Source organism: Pseudoduganella sp. UC29_106 (assembly GCF_044055365.1).
Lineage (GTDB): Bacteria > Pseudomonadota > Gammaproteobacteria > Burkholderiales > Burkholderiaceae_D > Rugamonas.
The window spans coordinates 635,711-654,473 of record NZ_CP171977.1 but is presented as its reverse complement, the minus strand read 5'-3'; the positions used below and the strand labels follow the sequence as shown (position 1 = coordinate 654,473).

Annotated in this window: 13 protein-coding genes and 3 pseudogenes; 4 read left to right on the top strand and 12 right to left on the bottom strand. The window is 62.8% G+C overall.

Annotated features, from left to right (window positions below; translation table 11 throughout):
- Nucleotides 1-74: 74 nt before the first annotated feature.
- Nucleotides 75-479 (top strand): DUF2061 domain-containing protein, encoded by a 405-nt coding sequence (locus ACHMW6_RS03625; protein WP_395405627.1) that lies wholly within the window; start codon nucleotides 75-77, stop codon nucleotides 477-479.
- 118 nt (nucleotides 480-597) lie between these two features.
- Here the strand turns inward: ACHMW6_RS03625 and ACHMW6_RS03620 are convergent, their stop codons facing one another.
- The 8 genes and pseudogenes from ACHMW6_RS03620 to ACHMW6_RS03585 all read right to left on the bottom strand — a co-directional run bounded on the left by ACHMW6_RS03620 (nucleotide 598) and on the right by ACHMW6_RS03585 (nucleotide 8,452).
- Complete coding sequence (locus ACHMW6_RS03620; protein ID WP_395408520.1) at nucleotides 598-1,302, bottom strand: alpha/beta hydrolase domain-containing protein; 705 nt, start codon at nucleotides 1,300-1,302, stop codon at nucleotides 598-600.
- Nucleotides 1,190-1,840 (bottom strand): hypothetical protein, encoded by a 651-nt coding sequence (locus ACHMW6_RS03615; RefSeq protein WP_395405625.1) that lies wholly within the window; start codon nucleotides 1,838-1,840, stop codon nucleotides 1,190-1,192. The genes ACHMW6_RS03620 and ACHMW6_RS03615 overlap by 113 nt, the downstream gene beginning before the upstream one ends.
- A gap of 175 nt (nucleotides 1,841-2,015) precedes the next feature.
- Nucleotides 2,016-2,456 (bottom strand): hypothetical protein, encoded by a 441-nt coding sequence (locus ACHMW6_RS03610; RefSeq protein WP_395405623.1) that lies wholly within the window; start codon nucleotides 2,454-2,456, stop codon nucleotides 2,016-2,018.
- 199 nt (nucleotides 2,457-2,655) lie between these two features.
- On the bottom strand, nucleotides 2,656-3,351 hold the full coding sequence (locus ACHMW6_RS03605) for a topoisomerase C-terminal repeat-containing protein (RefSeq protein WP_395405621.1): 696 nt from the start codon (nucleotides 3,349-3,351) through the stop codon (nucleotides 2,656-2,658).
- A pseudogene (locus ACHMW6_RS03600) lies at nucleotides 3,320-5,317 on the bottom strand (DNA topoisomerase III). Before ACHMW6_RS03600 ends, ACHMW6_RS03605 begins: the two are co-directional and overlap by 32 nt.
- Nucleotides 5,318-5,477: 160 nt before the next feature.
- Nucleotides 5,478-5,943, bottom strand: a pseudogene (locus ACHMW6_RS03595) (DUF494 family protein).
- A gap of 56 nt (nucleotides 5,944-5,999) precedes the next feature.
- Nucleotides 6,000-7,349, bottom strand: coding sequence for a DNA-processing protein DprA (gene dprA, locus ACHMW6_RS03590; RefSeq protein ID WP_395405619.1), 1,350 nt, complete (start codon nucleotides 7,347-7,349; stop codon nucleotides 6,000-6,002).
- 5 nt (nucleotides 7,350-7,354) lie between these two features.
- Nucleotides 7,355-8,452 carry a LysM peptidoglycan-binding domain-containing protein gene (locus ACHMW6_RS03585; RefSeq protein ID WP_395405617.1) on the bottom strand — a complete coding sequence of 366 codons (1,098 nt, stop codon included), beginning with the start codon at nucleotides 8,450-8,452 and terminating at the stop codon, nucleotides 7,355-7,357.
- Between the two features lie 172 nt (nucleotides 8,453-8,624).
- Between ACHMW6_RS03585 and def the strand changes: the two genes are divergently transcribed.
- The 3 genes and pseudogenes from def to metH all read left to right on the top strand — a co-directional run bounded on the left by def (nucleotide 8,625) and on the right by metH (nucleotide 14,079).
- Nucleotides 8,625-9,158: a peptide deformylase gene (def, locus tag ACHMW6_RS03580; RefSeq protein ID WP_395405615.1), complete on the top strand. Its 534-nt coding sequence runs from the start codon at nucleotides 8,625-8,627 to the stop codon at nucleotides 9,156-9,158.
- 20 nt (nucleotides 9,159-9,178) lie between these two features.
- Nucleotides 9,179-10,135 carry a methionyl-tRNA formyltransferase gene (gene fmt / locus ACHMW6_RS03575; protein ID WP_395405613.1) on the top strand — a complete coding sequence of 319 codons (957 nt, stop codon included), beginning with the start codon at nucleotides 9,179-9,181 and terminating at the stop codon, nucleotides 10,133-10,135.
- 244 nt (nucleotides 10,136-10,379) lie between these two features.
- Nucleotides 10,380-14,079, top strand: a pseudogene (gene metH, locus ACHMW6_RS03570) (methionine synthase).
- Between the two features lie 106 nt (nucleotides 14,080-14,185).
- On the opposite strand, the gene ACHMW6_RS03565 reads toward metH, so the two are convergent.
- The 4 genes from ACHMW6_RS03565 to ACHMW6_RS03550 form a co-directional block, all read right to left on the bottom strand.
- The gene (locus ACHMW6_RS03565; RefSeq protein WP_395405611.1) at nucleotides 14,186-15,493 is read right to left on the bottom strand and encodes an ABC transporter permease; all 1,308 of its coding nucleotides are present in this window, start codon (nucleotides 15,491-15,493) and stop codon (nucleotides 14,186-14,188) included.
- Between the two features lie 8 nt (nucleotides 15,494-15,501).
- On the bottom strand, nucleotides 15,502-16,392 hold the full coding sequence (locus ACHMW6_RS03560) for an ABC transporter ATP-binding protein (protein WP_395405608.1): 891 nt from the start codon (nucleotides 16,390-16,392) through the stop codon (nucleotides 15,502-15,504).
- 114 nt (nucleotides 16,393-16,506) lie between these two features.
- The gene (locus ACHMW6_RS03555; protein WP_395405606.1) at nucleotides 16,507-17,787 is read right to left on the bottom strand and encodes an EAL and HDOD domain-containing protein; all 1,281 of its coding nucleotides are present in this window, start codon (nucleotides 17,785-17,787) and stop codon (nucleotides 16,507-16,509) included.
- A gap of 45 nt (nucleotides 17,788-17,832) precedes the next feature.
- Nucleotides 17,833-18,627, bottom strand: coding sequence for a class II glutamine amidotransferase (locus ACHMW6_RS03550; protein ID WP_395405603.1), 795 nt, complete (start codon nucleotides 18,625-18,627; stop codon nucleotides 17,833-17,835).
- Between the last annotated feature and the right edge of the window lie 136 nt (nucleotides 18,628-18,763).

The window sequence follows — 18,763 nt, the reverse complement described above, 5'->3', positions numbered from 1 at the left end:
TGAAACAATCAATTTTACCAATCAAATGAGAACCATTACCATTTGCCTCAACAACGCCACAAAAGGAGCAGGAAATGGTCAAAGCAGCGAAAACGGTCAGCCAGGTTGCTACCCACATGGGGATTGCCTTCTCGCTGATGTATTCCCTGACCGGCTCCCCCGCCTTCGGCGGCCTGGCAGCGATGCTGGAACCGATTATCAACGTGGTGCTGCTACCCGTGCACGAACGCTTCTGGCACGGCATGCACAAGCGCTACGCCCATGCGCGGCTGGCGTCGCTGACGGCCGAGAAGTTCAGCCAGACGCTGATGCACATGGCGGTGGCGTTTGGCGTGATGTATTTCGCCACCGGTTCGCTGGCCTTCGGCGGCGTGGCGGCGGTGCTGGAGCCCATCATCAATGTGGTGGTGCTGCCGATTCATGATGGGTGGTGGGATCGGTTGAAGGCGCGGGTTGAGGCGCCGGCGCTGGCCGCTTGATGCGCCGCCGGCCCGCACGCACGGCGGATCAATGATCCGCCCTACACGCTTCCGGCATATCGCGTTATCGAGAGGCGTAGGGCGGATCATTGATCCGCCGTGGCGTACCGCTGACGCTTTACGGAGCGAAAAGGTAAGCGCAGCCGGCGTCGGAAGGATCGCGCTGCTGGATGCGGTCGTAGAGGCCGACGTTTCGCTGCATCGTGCGCTCCAGGTCTTCAGGCAGCAGCAGTCCCGCCGCCATCTGGCGTTCCGCTGCCGCGCGCACGGCGGCCACAAAATCATCGCGTGTGGGATAGCGCGACTCCAGGCTGGGGCGCGGGTCGTTGCCGGCGAGGCGCTCGGCCTCGGTGCGGGCGAATGGCACGAAGCTGCCGTCGAAGCGCGAAGTGGCCCACGCAAAGCCCGTCTCCGGCGCGCGCAGGTTCCAGCCCGTGTACGTACCGAGTGGCGCCTGCAGTTCAACCAGGCGCACGCCGCCGCGGTCATTGCCGTCCGCATCCGGAGCGGGCACGCGCGTTTCGTAATCCGGCCCATGCGCGCGGCGGAACGCCGTCGCCGACGAGGCGCGGCTCGCGCAGGTTCTGCTGCGGCGGTGGAGACCAATACCGGCAGGGAAAGCGGCGCGGTATTGATCGACCGTGGTCAGTGAGCCGTCCGCCAGGCGCGGATAAGCGCTGGATGGCGGCTCGGCGCCGCGTGATGTCCAGTTATCCAGCGCGATAATCAGCGCGCGCATCGGCACGTAATGATCGCTGGTCGACACGCAGGCCGTGAACGGTGCCTTCGTGCGCGAGCGGCCCACGTAATGCTGGGCGCCCATGAAACCATACACGCGCACGTTCTGGCGCAGGCGCCACATCGCTTGCGCCGTCAGGAGAGGTGTGCACCAGCGAAGCGCCGCGATTCCAGTATTCCGTGGACGTGTTGGCGATAATGAGCTTCGGCAGCTTGCTAGCCTTGTCTCGCGCGCGGTCCATCGTTGACGCGGTAGCGCCGCTGACCGGATCGCGCGAGGGCGCACTGGTAAAAGGGAAAGCGTCCGCCGGATAATCGTGTTCTTCCATCAACGACGGGTGGCGAGTAGGCTGCACGAAGCGGCTGTTGAAGCCTGCCGAACCGCCGGCGCCCGGCACTTGCATGAAAGCGCCATCGAACACCAGCCTGCCCTGCTCGTCCACGTTCAGGCCATCGTGCATCATGCGGCCGATCAGGCGGCCGGACTGGCTGATGCCGAAGATCAGCGTATTCCTGGGTGCCGGTGCGCCTTCGAAAGGATGATCGCGGAAATAGGACAGCAGGTCGCGGATGCCCGCCAGGCCTGCACCCGTGACGCGCGGGTCCTTCACCGCATAGCGCACTTCATAGATCGTGTCCGGCTGGAAGCCGCCATCGAGTTCGATGCGGCCCGGACCGCCCGGCAGTTCGGCGCCACGAAACGCCAGCGCGAACGCGGCACCGGCTGACGCGCGGCATCGGGCCGTGCGCGTTGAGTCAGTTCGGCCTTCGGATCGTTCGGTATTGCGGGCTCGTAGGTCAGCCCGCGCATGCCCGCGTAAGTCGCCACCGGCGCGGCAGCGTTGACGGTAAATTCATTGGCCACGAAACCGCGCAAGCCTTGGCCACCGGCGGCTTGAACACCAGCGGGACGATGCCCGGCGCCTGCGGCGCCACGTCCCAGGTCCAGGCAGAGAACAGCAGCGTAAAGCCGTGGCGCATCAGGAAGCCGTCGCCCGCATCGGCGGCGGTGGTGGGATCGTTGTTGGCGGGGCTCTTGCCGTTGACCTGGCCCATGATGGCGATGCCGCCGCGGTTGTTGACGTCGTACAGCAGCGTACCGGGCGGCGCGCTGACGGGACGCAGCATCAGGAATTCGCTGGAGAAGGTGACGCGGCCGCGTTTATCGCGTGGCGCGCGCGCCAGGTCGGCGATGCGCGCATTGGCTGCGGCTTTCGGGTCGAGCGCGTAATGCGCCACGCCCCGGATCTTTTCCGTAGGCGCCGGACTCGCCGAACGTGACGCCCGGCGCGAACGGCACGCGCTCGATAATTTCAATGCGCTCGACTGCCGCGCGGGCGGGCAGCGCGCCCCAAAAGCGCCGCCGCACCCGTTAGAACCCAACCCAAGACCTGGTGGCTGCCACGATGTGGCAGCCACCTGATTTTGGCCTTGGGTTTCAAGCAGCCGCCGTCTTCTTGGCAGCGGCTTTCTTGGCTGGAGCTTTCTTCGCAGCGGTCTTCGTCGCAGCCTTTTTCGCAGCAGGCTTCTTCGCCGCCGGTGCCGCCGCTTCGTCGGCCGCCGGCGCGGCTGCGCCTTCGTCCTCCTTCGCAGCAGCCTTGCCCTTGGCGGCCGGCTTGGCCTTGCGCTCTTCGAACTCGAAGCTGATCTTGCCGTCCTTGCCCCTCACGAGGAAGGCCTTGAACGGACGGCGCGTACGCTGCGAGATGAAGCCCGGCAGCAGGTCGGTCTTGCCGTCGTCGAGCAGCTTGGCCATCTGCTCCGGCAGGATCTCCTGTTGCAGGATGATGCGGCCGCTGCGGAAGTCGCAAGTCTTTGGCTTGGCAACCTGGTTCTCGCAAACATAAGCCAGGCCCATTTCGTACACGCCCGCATTGCACTTCGGGCACGGGCCGAGCGGAGTCTGGCCGGTGAAGTCGACGCCTTCGCCCTCTTCGCCGTCCTCGTCGTTCTGGCCGAAATCAAACTCCAGCTTGAAGTTCTTGATCTCTTCATCACGCACGATGCGCAGGATGGCCGCAAACGGGCGGCCCATCTTGGAGCGGAAGCCTTGCAGCGGGCCGATGGTGCGCTCGCGCAGCAGCTCTTCCACTTCCTCGATTTCAAACTGGCGGCCGCCGGCGTTCTTGGACATCGAGAACTCGCACTTGGTGCAGGCGAAGCGGCGAGAGCTTTCCTTTACCACGCCGCCGCAGTTCGGGCACGGCTGCTTCATCGTGGCGTAGTCGCCAGGGATCGTGTCGTTCGTCGTTTATTCCTTGGCGCGCTTGACGATAATCTGGGTCATCTGCGCAATCTCGCGCACTGAACTCTTCACGCGAAATGCGGCCGCGCTCCATCTGCGACAGCTTGTATTCCCACTCGCCGGTCAGTTCCGGCGCGGTCAGTTCGTTCACGCCCAGGCCGCGCAGCAACGTCATGAGCTGGAAGGCTTTCGCCGTCGGCATCAGTTCGCGGCCTTCGCGCAGCAGGTATTTCTCGGTCAGCAGGCCCTCGATGATGGCGGCACGCGTTGCCGGCGTGCCCAGGCCCTTGCCGGCCATCGCATCGCGCAGTTCGTCCGAGTCCACCAGCTTGCCGGCGGTTTCCATCGCGGACAGCAGCGTCGCTTCCGTATAGCGTGCAGGCGGCTTGGTGACCAGGCCGTTCGGCGTAACCTTTTCGGTGTGGACCTTCTCGCCCTTCGCCACCGGCACCAGGTTGCCGCTTTCCTTGTCTTCGTCGCTCGCGGCATCCTTGCCATAGATGGCCAACCAGCCCGGATTGGTCATCACCTTGCCTTCGGTCTTGAACTGGTGGCCTGCCACTTCGGTGAAGCGCGTGGTCACCTGGAATTCCGCGGCCGGGAAGAACACGGCCATGAAGCGGCGCGTGACCAGGTCATACAGTTTCTGCTCCGGTTCGGACAGGTTCTTTGGCTGGATGCCGGTCGGGATGATCGCGAAGTGGTCGCTGATCTTCGTGTTGTCGAAGATGCGCTTGTTCGGCTTGACCCAGCCCTTGTCCAGGATCTGCTTGGCGAACTGGTTGTAGTTGTGGCTTTCCTTGATGACTTCCAGCGTGGACTTCACGGTCGGCAGGTAGTCTTCCGGCAGATGACGCGAATCGGTACGAGGATAAGTCAGCACCTTGTGCTTCTCGTACAGCGCCTGCGCCAGGCCCAGGGTGTTCTTGGCGGAGAAGCCGAAAACGCGAGTTGGCTTCACGCTGCAGCGAGGTCAGGTCGAACAGGCCCGGCGACATGGACGTCGTCGGCTTCGGATTCCCTCGGTCACATTGCCCGGCTTGCCCTTGCAGGCCAGCGCGATCGAATCGGCGGCAGCCTTGCTCCACAGGCGCTCGGCGCGCCTCTCGGGATCGGTTTCGTCTTTCTTGAAGCTCGTGTCCAGCCAGCGGCCTTCGTACACGCCGGCGGCGCACACGAATTCGGCGCGCACCTCCCAGTAGTCGCGCGACACGAACTTCTTGATCTTCTCTTCACGCTCGACCACGATGGACAGGGTCGGTGTCTGCACGCGGCCCACGGTGGTCAGGTAGAAGCCGCCTTCTTTCGAATTGAAGGCGGTCATGGCGCGCGTGCCGTTGATGCCGATCAGCCAGTCGGCTTCGGATCGGCAACGGGCGGCATCGGCCAGCGGGAGCATTTCGTCGTCGGTACGCAGGTGGGCGAAGCCGTCGCGGATGGCATTTGGAGTCATCGACTGCAGCCACAGGCGCTTGATCGGCTGCTTGGCTTTCGCATTCTGCGCGATCAGGCGGAAGATCAGTTCACCTTCGCGGCCCGCGTCACATGCATTGATCAAGCTGGTGACGTCCTTACGCTTGATCAGTTTATTCAGCACTTTGAGGCGCGATTCGGTCTTGGCGATCGGATTCAGTGCGAAGTAAGGGGGAATCACCGGCAGATGGGTGAACGTCCACTTCCCGCGCTTGACGTCGTGCTCTTCCGGCACGGCGATTTCCAGCAGGTGACCGACCGCCGAGGACAGCACGTACTCGTCGGACTCGAAATACTCATCGTGCTTGCTGAAGCCGCCAAGCGCCTTCGCGATATCGTTCGCGACGGAGGGTTTCTCGGCGATGATGAGGGTTTTACTCATATTTATGGTTCTCGAAAATGCTTTGGGTTGTATGCGGCAGGGCGCATGATACAACATTCGCAAGTGAACGCATTCCGCCGGACACGATGTCGGCGGCACAATGCTTCAAATATATTACGGAAACGGCGTGCGAGAGGTCAATCGCAGCCAGGAGATGCAATCAATGCAACAGGCGCGGGGCCTGGTCCTCTTCGGCGCCGAAAAGGTCGTCGAACATCAGCGCGTCCGGTTCCTTGCCTTGGCTCCACAACAACATCAGCACGATGATTTTCAGCTTGCCCAGCGAAACGGGGGCCTCTTCCAGCGCCAGCGCGCGCTCGATGACGATCTCGCGCTGCAGGGGCGAAAGCACGCCGGCGCTCTCCAGGAACTGGATAAAGCCGATCGCCTGCGAGCCGAGGAAATCCTGCTCCTGCCGCACGTAGAAGCGCGTGCCGCGCGAGGCGGACGTCAGCGAGTGCTCCACGCCTGCCATTTCGGTCAGGTCGTTCAGCCGAGACCAGCGCCTCGGAAATCTCCACGTCGTCGAATCCGACGGCGGAGAGCTTCTTTGCCAATGCTGCTGGTTCAGGGCAGGCATCAGGGCGGTAGTAGGTCTCGTACAGATAAACTAGGATGTCAAACATGGCGCTACTCTAGCATTTGAATTCGGAACGGCACAAGCCCTGCACGGCAATGCTCATCATTTCGCACGCTGGAATGCACCGCCAGGCAGCCTTTCCACCACACCGGCTAGCTCTAATGCCAACAAACTCGCCTGTGTTTGAGCTGGGTCAAGATGCAACCTTGTTGCTAATTCATCGGCACTGGTGGGATCGAAACTTAGTTGCTCCAGCAACTCGCTTGCTGTTCCTGTCAACATGAAGGAAATGGTCTCCGGTGCGCGCAGGCCAAGGTCCTCCAGCACGTGTTGCGCGCTGCCCGCAAGGCGCGCGCCTTCGCGTATCAAGGCATGGCTGCCCTGGCTGAACGGACTTTGCACGGAGCCCGGCATGACAAGCACTTCACGTCCGAAGTGCATGGCCTGGTGGGCCGTGATGCGCGAGCCGGAACGCGCCGTCGCTTCCACTACCAGCGTGGCGCGCGCGATGCCGGCAATGATGCGATTTCTGATCGGGAAATTGTGTGGCCTGGCGGGAGCGCCTAGTGCGAATTCGCTGATCAGGCATCCTTCGCGCGCGATCTGGCGCGCGAGTTCGGCGTTGCGCGCGGGGTAGATGCGGTCGATGCCCGTACCGACAACGGCGATGGTGCTGCCTTGCGCCTGCAGCCCTCCTGTGTGTGCGGCAGCGTCGATGCCCAGCGCGAGGCCGGATACGACGGTGATGCCTTCGCTGCTGACCGCCCGCGCGATGTCTTCGGCATGCGCCCTGCCCTGGTGCGTGGCATTGCGACTGCCCACGATCGCCAGCGCGTCATTTTGCAGCAGTTGTATGTTGCCCTTTACGTAGAGCACCAGTGGCGGGTCGGGGATGTGGCGCAGCAGCGGCGGGTATCCCCGATCCGCTTGCGTGACGATTGCGTTGCCCTCGCCGTGCTGCCACTCTTGCGCGGCTTCCAGCTCGCGATTAATGTCGGCCGCCAGCGGCACGCACAACAGCTTCGCTGCCGCGAGGTTCATCTGCACCTTGTCGCCTTCACGCACAATGATCCGCTTGCGCCGTGGCGCGCCGTCAGCGCGCTCCGCATGCTGCGCGGCGCCGGGATCGCTCGCGCGGCCCGCAGCGTCGTCAGCAGCCGCGTCCGCAGCTGCGCTGAAGCGCTCAGGGGCTGGGCTGGCGGCAACGGACTCGCTGGGCGCGCGGGGTAAGGCTGGCGAGCCGGCGTCGGCAGCAGGAGACGCGCAAGGGAGAGAGGATTCGAGCACCTGCCGCGCGGCAGCAAGCACCGCCTCAGGGCTGCCGTATTCGGCGAGAAGAAGATTCGCGGTAAGGCGCGTGATGCCCGGCGTGCGTGCCAGGCGCAGCCAGTCCGCCAGGCTGGAGAAGTCCTGACGGCTGGAGGGAGAAGAAACCGTGTCCTGCACGGCCATGGGATTTACTCCGGCGATTTGGCGACGTCGCCCACCTCAACAGGTTCCGTCACCTGCATGATCAAGCCATACGAAATGTGCTTGAACACGCGGAAGATAAACAAGCTGCCCACTTGTTCATCCGGCAGCTTGACCTTGGGGTCCCGCATGCCGAACCAGCCTTTATCGCCGCCCGGATCGGAGACCTCCTTGCCACGATGGTACAGCTGCAGCACAGATCCGATATCGAGTCCGTCAAGCTTTCCGCGATTAATGCTCACTACCTGGTTCTGGCCGGCGTGGGTTACGCCGCCGTAGATGGCCAGCACGTGTGCATTCACATCGACTTCGGGTGGATGCGGCACGTAATTCTGCATCGGCATCGGCGGCGTTGCCATCAGCAAGTCACCCTTGCCCATTTCTTCCTTCGCGCTGGCGACGGTGAAGGTGTGCACATCGGAACCCTTGTCGGCTTCCTGCGACAGCTTGAGGGTGCCGAGATAGAAGGCTTCCTGGCCCACGACTTTCTTCGTGATCGGATCCGTCAGCGGTTTGCCTGGACGGAAGACCTGGAAGGACGTACCGCCTTTCAGCTCGCCACGCACATAAGCCTTGTCATCCTTGCCAAGGAAGACACGGTTCTCGCGCGTTGCGATAATGCGCGGCGCGTTCTTCAATTCATCTTCTTCGATGATCAGGGGCTGGCTGAGGAAAGGCTCGATGGCGCCGGACGGAATCGACTGCACGGCATCCTTGCCCAGCCCCTGCATGCGCAGTTGCGGCGACAGCTTGTAATCGCCGGCGCCGCCATTGGCGTCGATCTTGTTGCCGAGGCGCAGGCGCCCTGCGGCGCGGTCGAACCAGATCACCTGGCCCGGATAAATCCAGTGCGGATTGGCGATCTCTTCCTTGTTCATGCCCCACACCTGCGGCCAGCACCAGGGCTTTTCGAGGAAGGTGCCGGAAATGTCCCACAGCGTGTCGCCTTTAACGACGGTATGGCTGTCTGGAGCGTTTGCTTTGAATTCGCATTGAATGGTTTTCGCCTGGGCCGTAATGGCCGTCACACCGTAAATCAGGGCTGCCGTCAACAGGCGAACGCGGTCTGTGCTAAAATTTTTCATGAATATGTCCGTTAAGTCGGCATGACGGACAGCCTGGGAAGGCTTGCCGAAGTGCATCAAATTCTGCCCTTATTACCCTGAACTAGCAAGAGAAACTACATTGCGCAGACCGTTGTGCGTGTTGCTTTTTGCCCCGTTCTTTCAGCCCTTTATTATCGAGTCGTCAAGTCTAATGTCGAAACTGAACATCCTTCGCTACCCTGATCCCCGCCTGCACAAGGTGGCCAAACCCGTCGCCGTGTTTGACGAGCGCATCGCCAAACTGGCGCAGGATATGGCTGAAACCATGTACGAAGCGCCGGGTATCGGCCTGGCAGCGACCCAGGTGGATGTGCATGAGCGCGTGATCGTGATCGACGTATCGGAAGATAAATCGGGACTGACCGTTTTCATCAATCCCGAGATCCTCTGGTCCAGCGAAGAGAAGCAGGTCTATGACGAAGGCTGCCTGTCCGTGCCCGGCATTTATGATGGCGTGGAGCGCCCTGCGCGCGTCAAGGTCCGCGCTTACAACGTGAAAGGCGAGCCTTTCGAAGTCGACGCCGACGGTCTGCTGGCCGTGTGCGTCCAGCATGAGATGGACCACCTGATGGGTAAAGTTTTCGTTGAATACCTGTCGCCCTTGAAACGTAACCGTATCAAGACCAAACTGCAGAAGGAAGAGCGCGAAGCACGCGGTGCGCAGCGCGCCGGCGGCCGCCGTTAATTTCCTTCTGGGGGCACAATATGAAAGTCATCTTCGCGGGTACGCCTGAATTTGCAGCCGTTGCACTGCAGGCCCTGCATGAGGCAGGTTTCGAAATTCCCCTGGTGCTGACCCAGCCGGACCGTCCCGCGGGACGAGGCCTGCAACTGCAGCCTTCCGCCGTCAAGCAATATGCTATCAAGCATGGCCTGCCGGTAGCCCAGCCGCTGTCGCTGCGCATGGATGCCAAGGATCCGCAGCGCGCCGCCGAAGCGAAGGAAGCGCACGAGCGCCTGCTGGCCACCGACTACGACGTGATGGTGGTGGCGGCTTATGGACTGATCCTGCCGCGCAGCACGCTCGATATCAAGCCTTGCATCAATATCCACGGTTCCGTGCTGCCGCGCTGGCGCGGCGCCGCGCCCATCCATCGCGCAATCGAAGCGGGCGATGCCGAAACCGGCGTGACCATCATGCAGATGGAAGAAGGCCTGGACACCGGCCCCATGCTGCTGATCGAGCGCACCCCGATCGGTCCGAATGACACCACGGCCATCCTGCACGACCGCCTGGCGGCCATGGGCGCACAGATGTGCGTGAAAGTGCTGCACAAAATGGAACAGGGCATCATCGAAGCCGTGCCGCAGCCTGAGCACGGTGTCACTTACGCGGCCAAGATTGCGAAGGAAGAAGCAGTGCTGGATTTCACCTGCTCGGCACGCGAAATCAGCCGCAAGATCCGCGCCTTCAATCCCTTCCCCGGCGCCCACGCGGACGTCAATGGCACCACCGTCAAGCTGTGGGGCGCCGAAGTGCTGGACGGCGGCAGCAATGCCGAGCCAGGCCAGGTGCTGGCGTCCGACGCGCAGCACGGCATCGTCGTCGCCTGCGGCACCGGCTCCCTGCGCCTGACCGAACTGCAGAAGCCGGGCGGCAAGCGCTTGCCTGCCTCCGAGTTCATCAAAGGCTTCCCGCTGGACGGGCAGCGCTTCCGCTAAAACCCAAAGCAGACCCTGGTGGCTGGCACGATGCGCCAGCCACCTGTTTATTGCCGCGGACTCCGAACAGGTGGCTGGCGCATCGTGCCTGCCACCAGCTCTTGCATTGGGTTTAAAAGTCAGCTTTGCCGTATAATTTCAGACCCGCCATAGTTCCGATCTGATAAGGTATCAAATGACTAAGCCGACCCGTCCCGCCTCCAAAACCGAAGCACAGCTGCGTGAAATTCTTGCGCGGCGCATCATGTTCCTTGATGGCGCGATGGGAACGATCATCCAGCAGTACAAGCTGGACGAGACGGCTTACCGGGGCGAACGCTTCGCGGACTTCGCACCGCCCGCCGACAGCGGCGCGCGCGAGCTGTTCGTGAAGGGCAATAACGAGCTGCTGACGCTGACCCAGCCGCACGTGATCCAGGAAATCCACGAGCGCTACCTGGCGGCCGGCGCGGACCTGATCGAGACGAATACCTTTGGCGCGACTTTCATCGCGCAGGACGATTACTACATGGGCCACTTGGCCTATGAAATGAACGTGGCAGCGGCCAGGCTGGCGAAGGCCGCCACGGCGAAGTACAGCACGCCGGACAAGCCGCGCTTCGTCTGTGGCGCGCTGGGTCCGACGCCGAAGACCGCGTCCATCTCGCCGGACGTGAACGACCCCGCCGCCCGCAACATCACCTTCGACCAGCTGGTGGCCTCCTACTACGAGCAAACGCGTGGCCTGGTCGACGGCGGCGCCGATGTGCTGCTGGTGGAAACCATCTTCGACACCCTGAACTGCAAGGCCGCGCTGTTTGCGATCGACCAGTATTTCGACGAGCATCCGGAACAGGAACGCCTGCCGCTGATGATCTCCGGCACCGTGACCGACGCTTCCGGCCGCATCCTGTCCGGCCAGACCGTGCCGGCCTTCTGGAACTCGGTGCGCCACGCGAAACCGCTGACCATTGGCCTGAACTGTGCGCTGGGCGCGGCCCTGATGCGTCCTTATGCCGAAGAACTGTCGCAGATTGCCGATACCTTCGTCTGCATTTACCCGAACGCCGGCCTGCCCAATCCGATGAGCGACACCGGCTTCGATGAACTGCCGGAAGATACTTCGCGCCTGCTGCGCGAATTCGCCGACGCGGGCTTCATCAACGTGGCCGGCGGCTGCTGCGGCACTACGCCCGACCACATCGCCGCCATCGGCAAGCTGCTGGCGGAAGCCAAGCCGCGCGACATTCCTCACGTGCCGGTGGCACAGCGCCTGTCCGGCCTCGAGCCCTTCACCATCGATGACGACTCGCTGTTCGTCAACGTCGGCGAGCGCACCAACGTGACAGGCTCGAAAGCCTTCGCGCGCATGATCCTGAACGAGCAGTACGACGAAGCGCTTTCCGTCGCGCGCCAGCAGGTGGAAAACGGCGCCCAGGTCATCGACATCAATATGGACGAGGCGATGCTGGATTCGCTGGCCGCGATGACCCGTTTCCTGAACCTGATCGCCTCCGAACCGGATATCTCGCGCGTGCCGATCATGATCGACTCCTCCAAGTGGTCGGTGATCGAAGCGGGCCTGAAGTGCGTGCAGGGCAAATCCATCGTGAACTCGATCTCGCTGAAGGAAGGCGAGGAGGAATTCGTGCGCCAGGCGAAACTGTGCCGCCCGCTACGGCGCCGCCGTGATCGTGATGGCCTTCGATGAAAAGGGCCAGGCCGACACCTTCGAGCGCAAGACCGAGATCTGCGCCCGGGCCTACAAGGTGCTGACCGAAGTCGTGGGCTTCCCGCCGGAAGACATCATCTTCGACCCGAACATCTTCGCCATCGCCACCGGCATCGAAGAACACAACAACTACGCGGTGGACTTCATCAACGCCACGCGCTGGATCAAGGACAACCTGCCGCACGCGAAGATTTCGGGCGGCGTTTCCAACGTGTCCTTCTCCTTCCGCGGCAACGACCCGGCGCGTGAGGCGATCCACACCGTCTTCCTCTACCACGCCATCAAGGCCGGCATGACGATGGGCATCGTCAACGCCGGCATGGTCGGCGTGTACGACGACTTGCCGGCCGAACTGCGCGAGCGCGTGGAAGACGTGGTGCTGAACCGCCGCGAAGACGCCACCGAGCGCATGATCGAATTCGCCGCCTCCCTGAAGGGCGGCGCAAAGCAGGAAGCGGCCAATCTCGAATGGCGCGATGCGCCGGTCGAGAAGCGCCTGGCGCATGCGCTGGTGCACGGCATCACCCAGTTCATCACTGAAGACACGGAAGAAATGCGCCAGCAGGTCTTTGCCTCCGGCGGCCGTCCGATCAATGTGATCGAAGGCCCGCTGATGGACGGCATGAATATCGTCGGCGACCTGTTCGGCCAGGGCAAGATGTTCCTGCCGCAGGTGGTGAAATCGGCGCGCGTGATGAAGCAGGCTGTGGCCCACTTGATCCCGTTCATCGAGGAAGAGAAGAAGGCCGAGGAAGCGCGCACCGGCATCGTCGCCAAGCCGAAGGGCAAGATCGTGATCGCGACCGTGAAAGGCGACGTGCACGACATCGGCAAGAACATCGTGTCCGTGGTCCTGCAGTGCAATAACTTCGAAGTGGTGAACATGGGTGTGATGGTGCCGGCCTCCGAAATCCTGGCGCGCGCCAAGGTGGAGAATGCGGACATCATCGGCCTCTCCGGCCTGATCACGCCATCGCTGGAGGAAATGGCTCACGTGGCGAAGGAAATGCAGCGCGACGAGCACTTCCGCATGATGAAGATCCCGCTGCTGATCGGCGGTGCGACCACCAGCCGCGCGCACACCGCCGTGAAGATCGCCCACAACTATGAAGGCCCGGTGGTGTACGTGCCGGACGCATCGCGCTCCGTGTCGGTCGCGCAATCGCTGCTGACCGACGAACAGCGCAGCAAGTTCATCGAGGAACTGGACCACGATTACGCCCGCATCCGCGAGCAGCACGCCAACAAGAAGGCACTGCCGACCGTTTCGCTGGAAGCGGCGCGCGCCAACAGGATGAAGCTGGAATTCGATCCGGTGAAGCCGAAGTTCGTCGGCCGCCGCGTGTTCCGCAATGTCGACCTGGCGACCATCGCGCAGTACATCGACTGGGGCCCCTTCTTCCAGACCTGGGACCTGGCCGGCCCCTACCCTGCCATCCTGACCGACTCCGTCGTCGGCGAGGCTGCCAGCAAGGTATTCGAGGAAGGCCAGCAACTGCTAAAGAAGATCATCGATGGCCGCTGGCTGACCGCAAGCGGCGTGATCGCCCTGCTGCCGGCTAACACCGTCAACGATGACGATATCGAAGTCTATACCGACGATACGCGCTCGGAAGTGGCCTTCACCTACTACGGGCTGCGCCAGCAGGGCCTGAAGCCGGTGATCGATGGCGTGCAGCGTCCGAACCAGTGCCTGGCGGACTTCATCGCACCCAAGGCCTCGGGCAAGCAGGATTACATCGGCATGTTCGCGGTGACCGCGGGCCTGGGCATCGAGAAGTATGAGAAGCGCTTCGAGGACGCGCACGACGATTACTCGTCCATCATGCTGAAGGCGCTGGCCGACCGCCTGGCGGAAGCCTTTGCCGAGTACATGCACGAGCGCGTACGCAAGGACCTGTGGGGCTATGCTGCGGACGAGGCGCTTTCCAATGAAGCGCTGATCAAGGAAGAGTATCGCGGCATTCGTCCGGCGCCGGGTTATCCGGCCTGCCCGGAACATACCGTGAAGGCGGATGTGTTCCGTGTGCTGAATGCCGAGGAAGTGGGCATGGAGCTGACGGAGTCGTTTGCGATGTTCCCGGGAGCGGCGGTTTCGGGCTTCTACTTTGCGCATCCGGACTCGAAGTACTTCACGGTGGGCAAGATCAACGAGGACCAGCTGAACGATATGGCCGCTCGCCGCGAAGTGCCGCGCGAACAGCTGGAGCGCTGGCTGGCGCCGAACCTTTAAACCCACGGCAAACCCTGGTGTCAGGCACGATGTGCCTGACACTAGGCCAGCGCCGCGTGCCAAGTGTCTGCCACGTCGTGGCAGACACTAGCCTTCGTCCTGGGTTTTAGCGCGCCTGCGCGCGGAAGCGCCAGATCGCCAGCAGCACAAACGCCGCCGCAAACCCGAGCTGCACGCCGCTGCTCGCCAGCGCCGCATCCATGCCGAGACCACGCCAGGTCATCGCATCCAGTCCATCCACCGCCCAGCGCGTCGGCACGACAACCGTCAGCTTCTGCATCCACTCCGGGAACACGAAGGACGGCACCCACGCCCCGCCCAGCATCACCAGGATCAGCGTCGCAAACACCGCCATCCCGCGCGCCGCTTCAGGCGTGCGGCCAAACGCCGCGATCAGCAAGCCGAAGCTCGCCGTCATCAGTGCAAAGCTCACCGCCACCATCAGGAAGCCGACGGGATTGGCAATCTGCACGTGGAAGATGATGATGGCGCAGCCGAAGATTGCCACCAGCAGGCCCAGCGCGATCAGCGCCGCCGAGACGGCGCGCGACAGCAGCACCTGGGTGATCGTCACCGGCGCCGCCAGCAGGCGGTTCCAGATGCCTATGCGGCGCGCCAGCAGGATGCCGATGCCCATGTCGATGCCCATGAACAGGATGAACTGCACGCCCATGCCTGCGAAGGAGTGGGCATAGCCGTTGTACTTCGGACCGGAGCTGAGCGCTTCATCCTTCGTCTCAAACGGCATGGACAGTCCGCCGCCCCCCGCGATGCCGCCACCAGCTTTCGCGCCGCCACCGGAGGCTGCGCTCTTCGCATCCTCCGCCGCCTGGAACTTCTTCAGGCTGCCGAGGAAGTCGCGCAGATCCGACTTGCCCGGATCATTGGCCACTTCCTTTTCCAGCGTCTGCAGGCTCTCGTCGGTGAACTTGCGGCCGCCGGCGCCGTTGAACATCTCGGCGCTCACGTTCTGCATCACCTGCTGCGTGAGCAGGCCCTTCACCATGCCCAGCACGGTCGATTGCGACGGATCGTAGAAGATGGGCAGCTCCGGCTTGCCGGAAGCGCTGAACAGCGCGCTGCCGGCCTTGTCGCCAAAGCCTTCCGGGATCACCACGGCCACCGGCAGCTTGCCGTTGCGGACCTGCGCCTGCGCCTCGGCCAGGCTCAGTTCATGCACGCGCAGGTTGGCGTCCGCCTTCAGGCCGTCGGCGATCTTCTTGCCCACGGCGGATTGGTCCTGCTGCACGACGGCGATATCGATCTTGCCGGTCTTGCTTTCGCCACTGCCGCCGAACAGGGAGCCGAAGAAGGCCGCCAGCACGATGGGCATCAACAGGTTGAGCATCAGCGCGCGCTTGTCGTTCACGTACACGATCAGGTCCTTGCGGACCAGTGCTAATAAAGCGGTCATATGGGTCCTCAGTCGCGCAGGCTGCGTCCCGTGAGGGACAGGAAGATGTCTTCGAGATTGGTGCGGGCGGTGGCGAAGTGGGCCAGCTTGTGGCCCTGCTCCGCCAGCCAGCACAATACCGAGGCTGCATGCGAAGTATCGGCCAGGCCCACATCGAGCACCGCGCCTTGCAGCGTCGCGCTGGTGACGCCGGGCAGGCGGGACACCGCGTCGGTCAAGCCGCCAGGCGCGGCGGCAGTCGCATCGGCCAGCTCGGCGCGCAACGCGGCCTGCGCCGGCAGGCGCTGGTACAGCGCGGACGGGCTCTCGTCCGCCAGCACCTTGCCGTGGTCGATGATGACGATATGGTCGGCCAGGCGCTCGACTTCTTCCATGTAATGGCTGGTGTAGATCAGCGAGCGGCCCTGCGCCTTCAGCGCTTCCAGCGTATCGAAGATGGCATTGCGGCTTTGCGGATCGACACCGACAGTCGGTTCGTCCAGGATCAGCAACTGTGGATCGTGCAGCAGCGCGGCAGCGATATTCAGGCGGCGCTTCATGCCGCCCGAGAAGGTGGACGGCTTGTCGTTCGCGCGGTCGGCGAGGCGCACCAGCTCCAGCACGGCGGCGCAGCGCTGCTTCAGCGCCTCGCCCTTCAGGCCATACAGCGCGCCGAACAGCTTCAGGTTTTCGATGGCGGAGAGATCGTCGTACAGCGCCAAGTCCTGCGGCACCAGGCCGATCTTGCGCTTGGCCTCGTTATAGCCCTGCCCTACCGGCTCGCCGTCCAGCGTGACGGCGCCGCTGTCGGCGCTGATCAAGCCGCAGATCATGCCCACGGTGGTGGACTTGCCCGCGCCATTCGGTCCGAGCAGGCCGACGGTCTGGCCGCGCTGCACATTGAAGGAGACTCCATCCACGGCGCGCCTGTCGCCGTAGGTCTTGCATAGATTACTGACACTCAGCAAAGCAAACCCCTTCTCGAAATAAAACGGCGCCACCTTATGGGCGGCGCCGCGTTGGAAAAATCGGTTTTACAGCGCGTAGCGGACGACGTTGTCACTCCACTCGAATGCCGCCATCTCCAGTTCAACCAGTTCGTCGGTGGACATGGCCAGGTCGCGCAGCGTCGGTACGATGTAGTGCTCCATGTCTTCGATGCGCTCGATGCACTCGGCCAGCTTCAGCAAATCGCCAAAGAAGCCGCCGCGCCACATCAGCGCTTCGGACACTTCATCCACCACCGGAATCTGGGTCAGGATTTCCGCCATCGGAATGCCGAACAGCGTATCCATCAGGGACATGATGCCGACCGTGAAAGCGATATCGGCCACATGGTGCTGGCTGGGGCGCAGCTTGTGCGCCAGCAGTTCCAGCAGGCGGCCGCGCGTGGTGGCCAGCATGAGCAGCGGCGTCATCGAGTGGCCGCGCTTGGACGGTTCGGCGTACAGCATGATCTGCAGCCAGCGCTGCAGCTGGCGGCGGCCGAGGATGGTCACGGCCTGGCTCAGCGAATCGATGCGCTGGCGGGCGCCCACGGCCGGCGTGTTCACCAGGCGCAGCAGGTTCAGCGCCAGCGACACATCCTTCTTGATGGCGCGTTCGATATCGATATTGTCCGCATCGGAGGTGACGAGGGACATCAGTTCCATCACCGCCAGCTGGGACGGCGACAGCTTCTTGCCGCTCATGATCACCGGCTTGGCGAAGTAATAGCCCTGGAAGTAGTCGAAGCCCAGGTCCAGGCACGTCTTGAATTCGTCGCGGTTCTCGACCTTCTCCGCCACCAGCTTCTTGCCTTCCTGCTTGAAGCGGGGCGCCAGGCGCATCAGGCGGTCGACCGGCATGTCGCGCATGCTCAGCTTCACGTATTCGACCATCTGCAGCATGGATTCCACGTGCGGTGTATCGGCCTTCACATCGTCCAGCGAGAAACGGAAGCCCTGGCTCACCAGCTCGGACATGCGGGCCAGCACCTCGGGCGTCGGCTCCATCGTTTCCACCACTTCCAGCACGATTTTCTCGCGCGGCAGGAAGCCGAAGATATCGCTCATGATGGCGTCCGCATCGACGTTGACGAAGCCGATGGCGTCGCCCACGGTGCGCTCCACGCCCAGCTGGGCGGCATGGGCCAGCACGGCGGCAGTAGCATTCAAACCGGGAGTTTCGATGACCGCCGGCCCAACGGGAGCGTTGCGAAATAACAACTCGTAACCGAAAAGGGCCTGATTGCGGTCCAAAATCGGCTGCCGTCCCAGGTAGAACTCGCGTACCCGCAAGCTCTTGGCGGCATCGTCGCTGGAAAGGTCGATCATGGGAAAATTCCTGAAATGTCCTGCTATTTTGACATCAATCCTTGCCTATGTCTCCTGATATTGCTCGAAATCCCGCTTTTGAGGCAGGCCGTCCACAAAGCATTTCATCTCGCCCGGCTGGAAGGCCGTCCATTGTTCATTGGTAGTCAACGGCTGAGTGACGATGACCGCCACGCGGTCGTTGGGCGTGGTGACCTGGGAAAAGTCCACGCTCACATCTTCGTCGGACAGGCGCGCCGTGTCGAAGGGATATTGGCGCACGATGTAGTGCAGATGGGTGGAACAGTGGGCGAACAGGCTGGTGCCGTCGGACAGCATCATATTGAACGTGCCATGGCCCGCAATCTCGCGCACCACTTTTTCCAGGCAGGCGCGCAGCAGCGACAGCGGCGGACGCGTGTCGCCGAAACGGGCGCGCAACTCCTGCATGATCAGGCAGAAGGCTTGCTCGCTGTCCGTGGTGCCGACGGGGCGGAAGGCGCCGTCCAGCACGGGATGGAATTCCTTCAGGTCGCCGTTGTGGGCGAATACCCAGTAGCGGCCCCACAGTTCGCGCACGAAGGGATGGCAATTCTCCAGCATGACCACGCCTTGCGTCGCCTTGCGGATATGCGCGATCACGTTCTTCGACTTGATCGGGTAACGCTTGATGAGTTCGGCGATCGGGGAGTTGATCGCCGCCTGGTGATCAACGAAATGGCGCACGCCGGCGCCTTCGAAAAAGGCGATACCCCAGCCATCGTGGTGGGTATCGGTCTGGCCGCCGCGCAGGGCGAAGCCGGTAAAGCTGAACACAATGTCGGTCGGGACATTGCAGTTCATTCCGAGGAGTTGGCACATAGTCGAACTTTACCATGTGCACACGTTCGGCGGATCAATGATCCGCCCTACAGCCCTTCGGGCCCGATCGATTCATCGAGGTGCGTAGGGCGGATCATATGGGGGCGCCCAGCCCCGCCGCTGATCCACCCACGCG

Coding starts and splice junctions, on each gene's coding strand:
- def (WP_395405615.1), top strand. CDS start 8,625: ATGTCGAAACTGAACATCCTTCGCTACCCTGATCCCCGCCTGCACAAG.
- ACHMW6_RS03585 (WP_395405617.1), bottom strand. CDS start 8,452: ATGAAAAATTTTAGCACAGACCGCGTTCGCCTGTTGACGGCAGCCCTG.
- ACHMW6_RS03555 (WP_395405606.1), bottom strand. CDS start 17,787: ATGATCGACCTTTCCAGCGACGATGCCGCCAAGAGCTTGCGGGTACGC.
- ACHMW6_RS03625 (WP_395405627.1), top strand. CDS start 75: ATGGTCAAAGCAGCGAAAACGGTCAGCCAGGTTGCTACCCACATGGGG.
- ACHMW6_RS03605 (WP_395405621.1), bottom strand. CDS start 3,351: ATGTCCAAGAACGCCGGCGGCCGCCAGTTTGAAATCGAGGAAGTGGAA.
- fmt (WP_395405613.1), top strand. CDS start 9,179: ATGAAAGTCATCTTCGCGGGTACGCCTGAATTTGCAGCCGTTGCACTG.
- dprA (WP_395405619.1), bottom strand. CDS start 7,349: ATGGCCGTGCAGGACACGGTTTCTTCTCCCTCCAGCCGTCAGGACTTC.
- ACHMW6_RS03620 (WP_395408520.1), bottom strand. CDS start 1,302: ATGGGCGCCCAGCATTACGTGGGCCGCTCGCGCACGAAGGCACCGTTC.
- ACHMW6_RS03565 (WP_395405611.1), bottom strand. CDS start 15,493: ATGACCGCTTTATTAGCACTGGTCCGCAAGGACCTGATCGTGTACGTG.
- ACHMW6_RS03550 (WP_395405603.1), bottom strand. CDS start 18,627: ATGTGCCAACTCCTCGGAATGAACTGCAATGTCCCGACCGACATTGTG.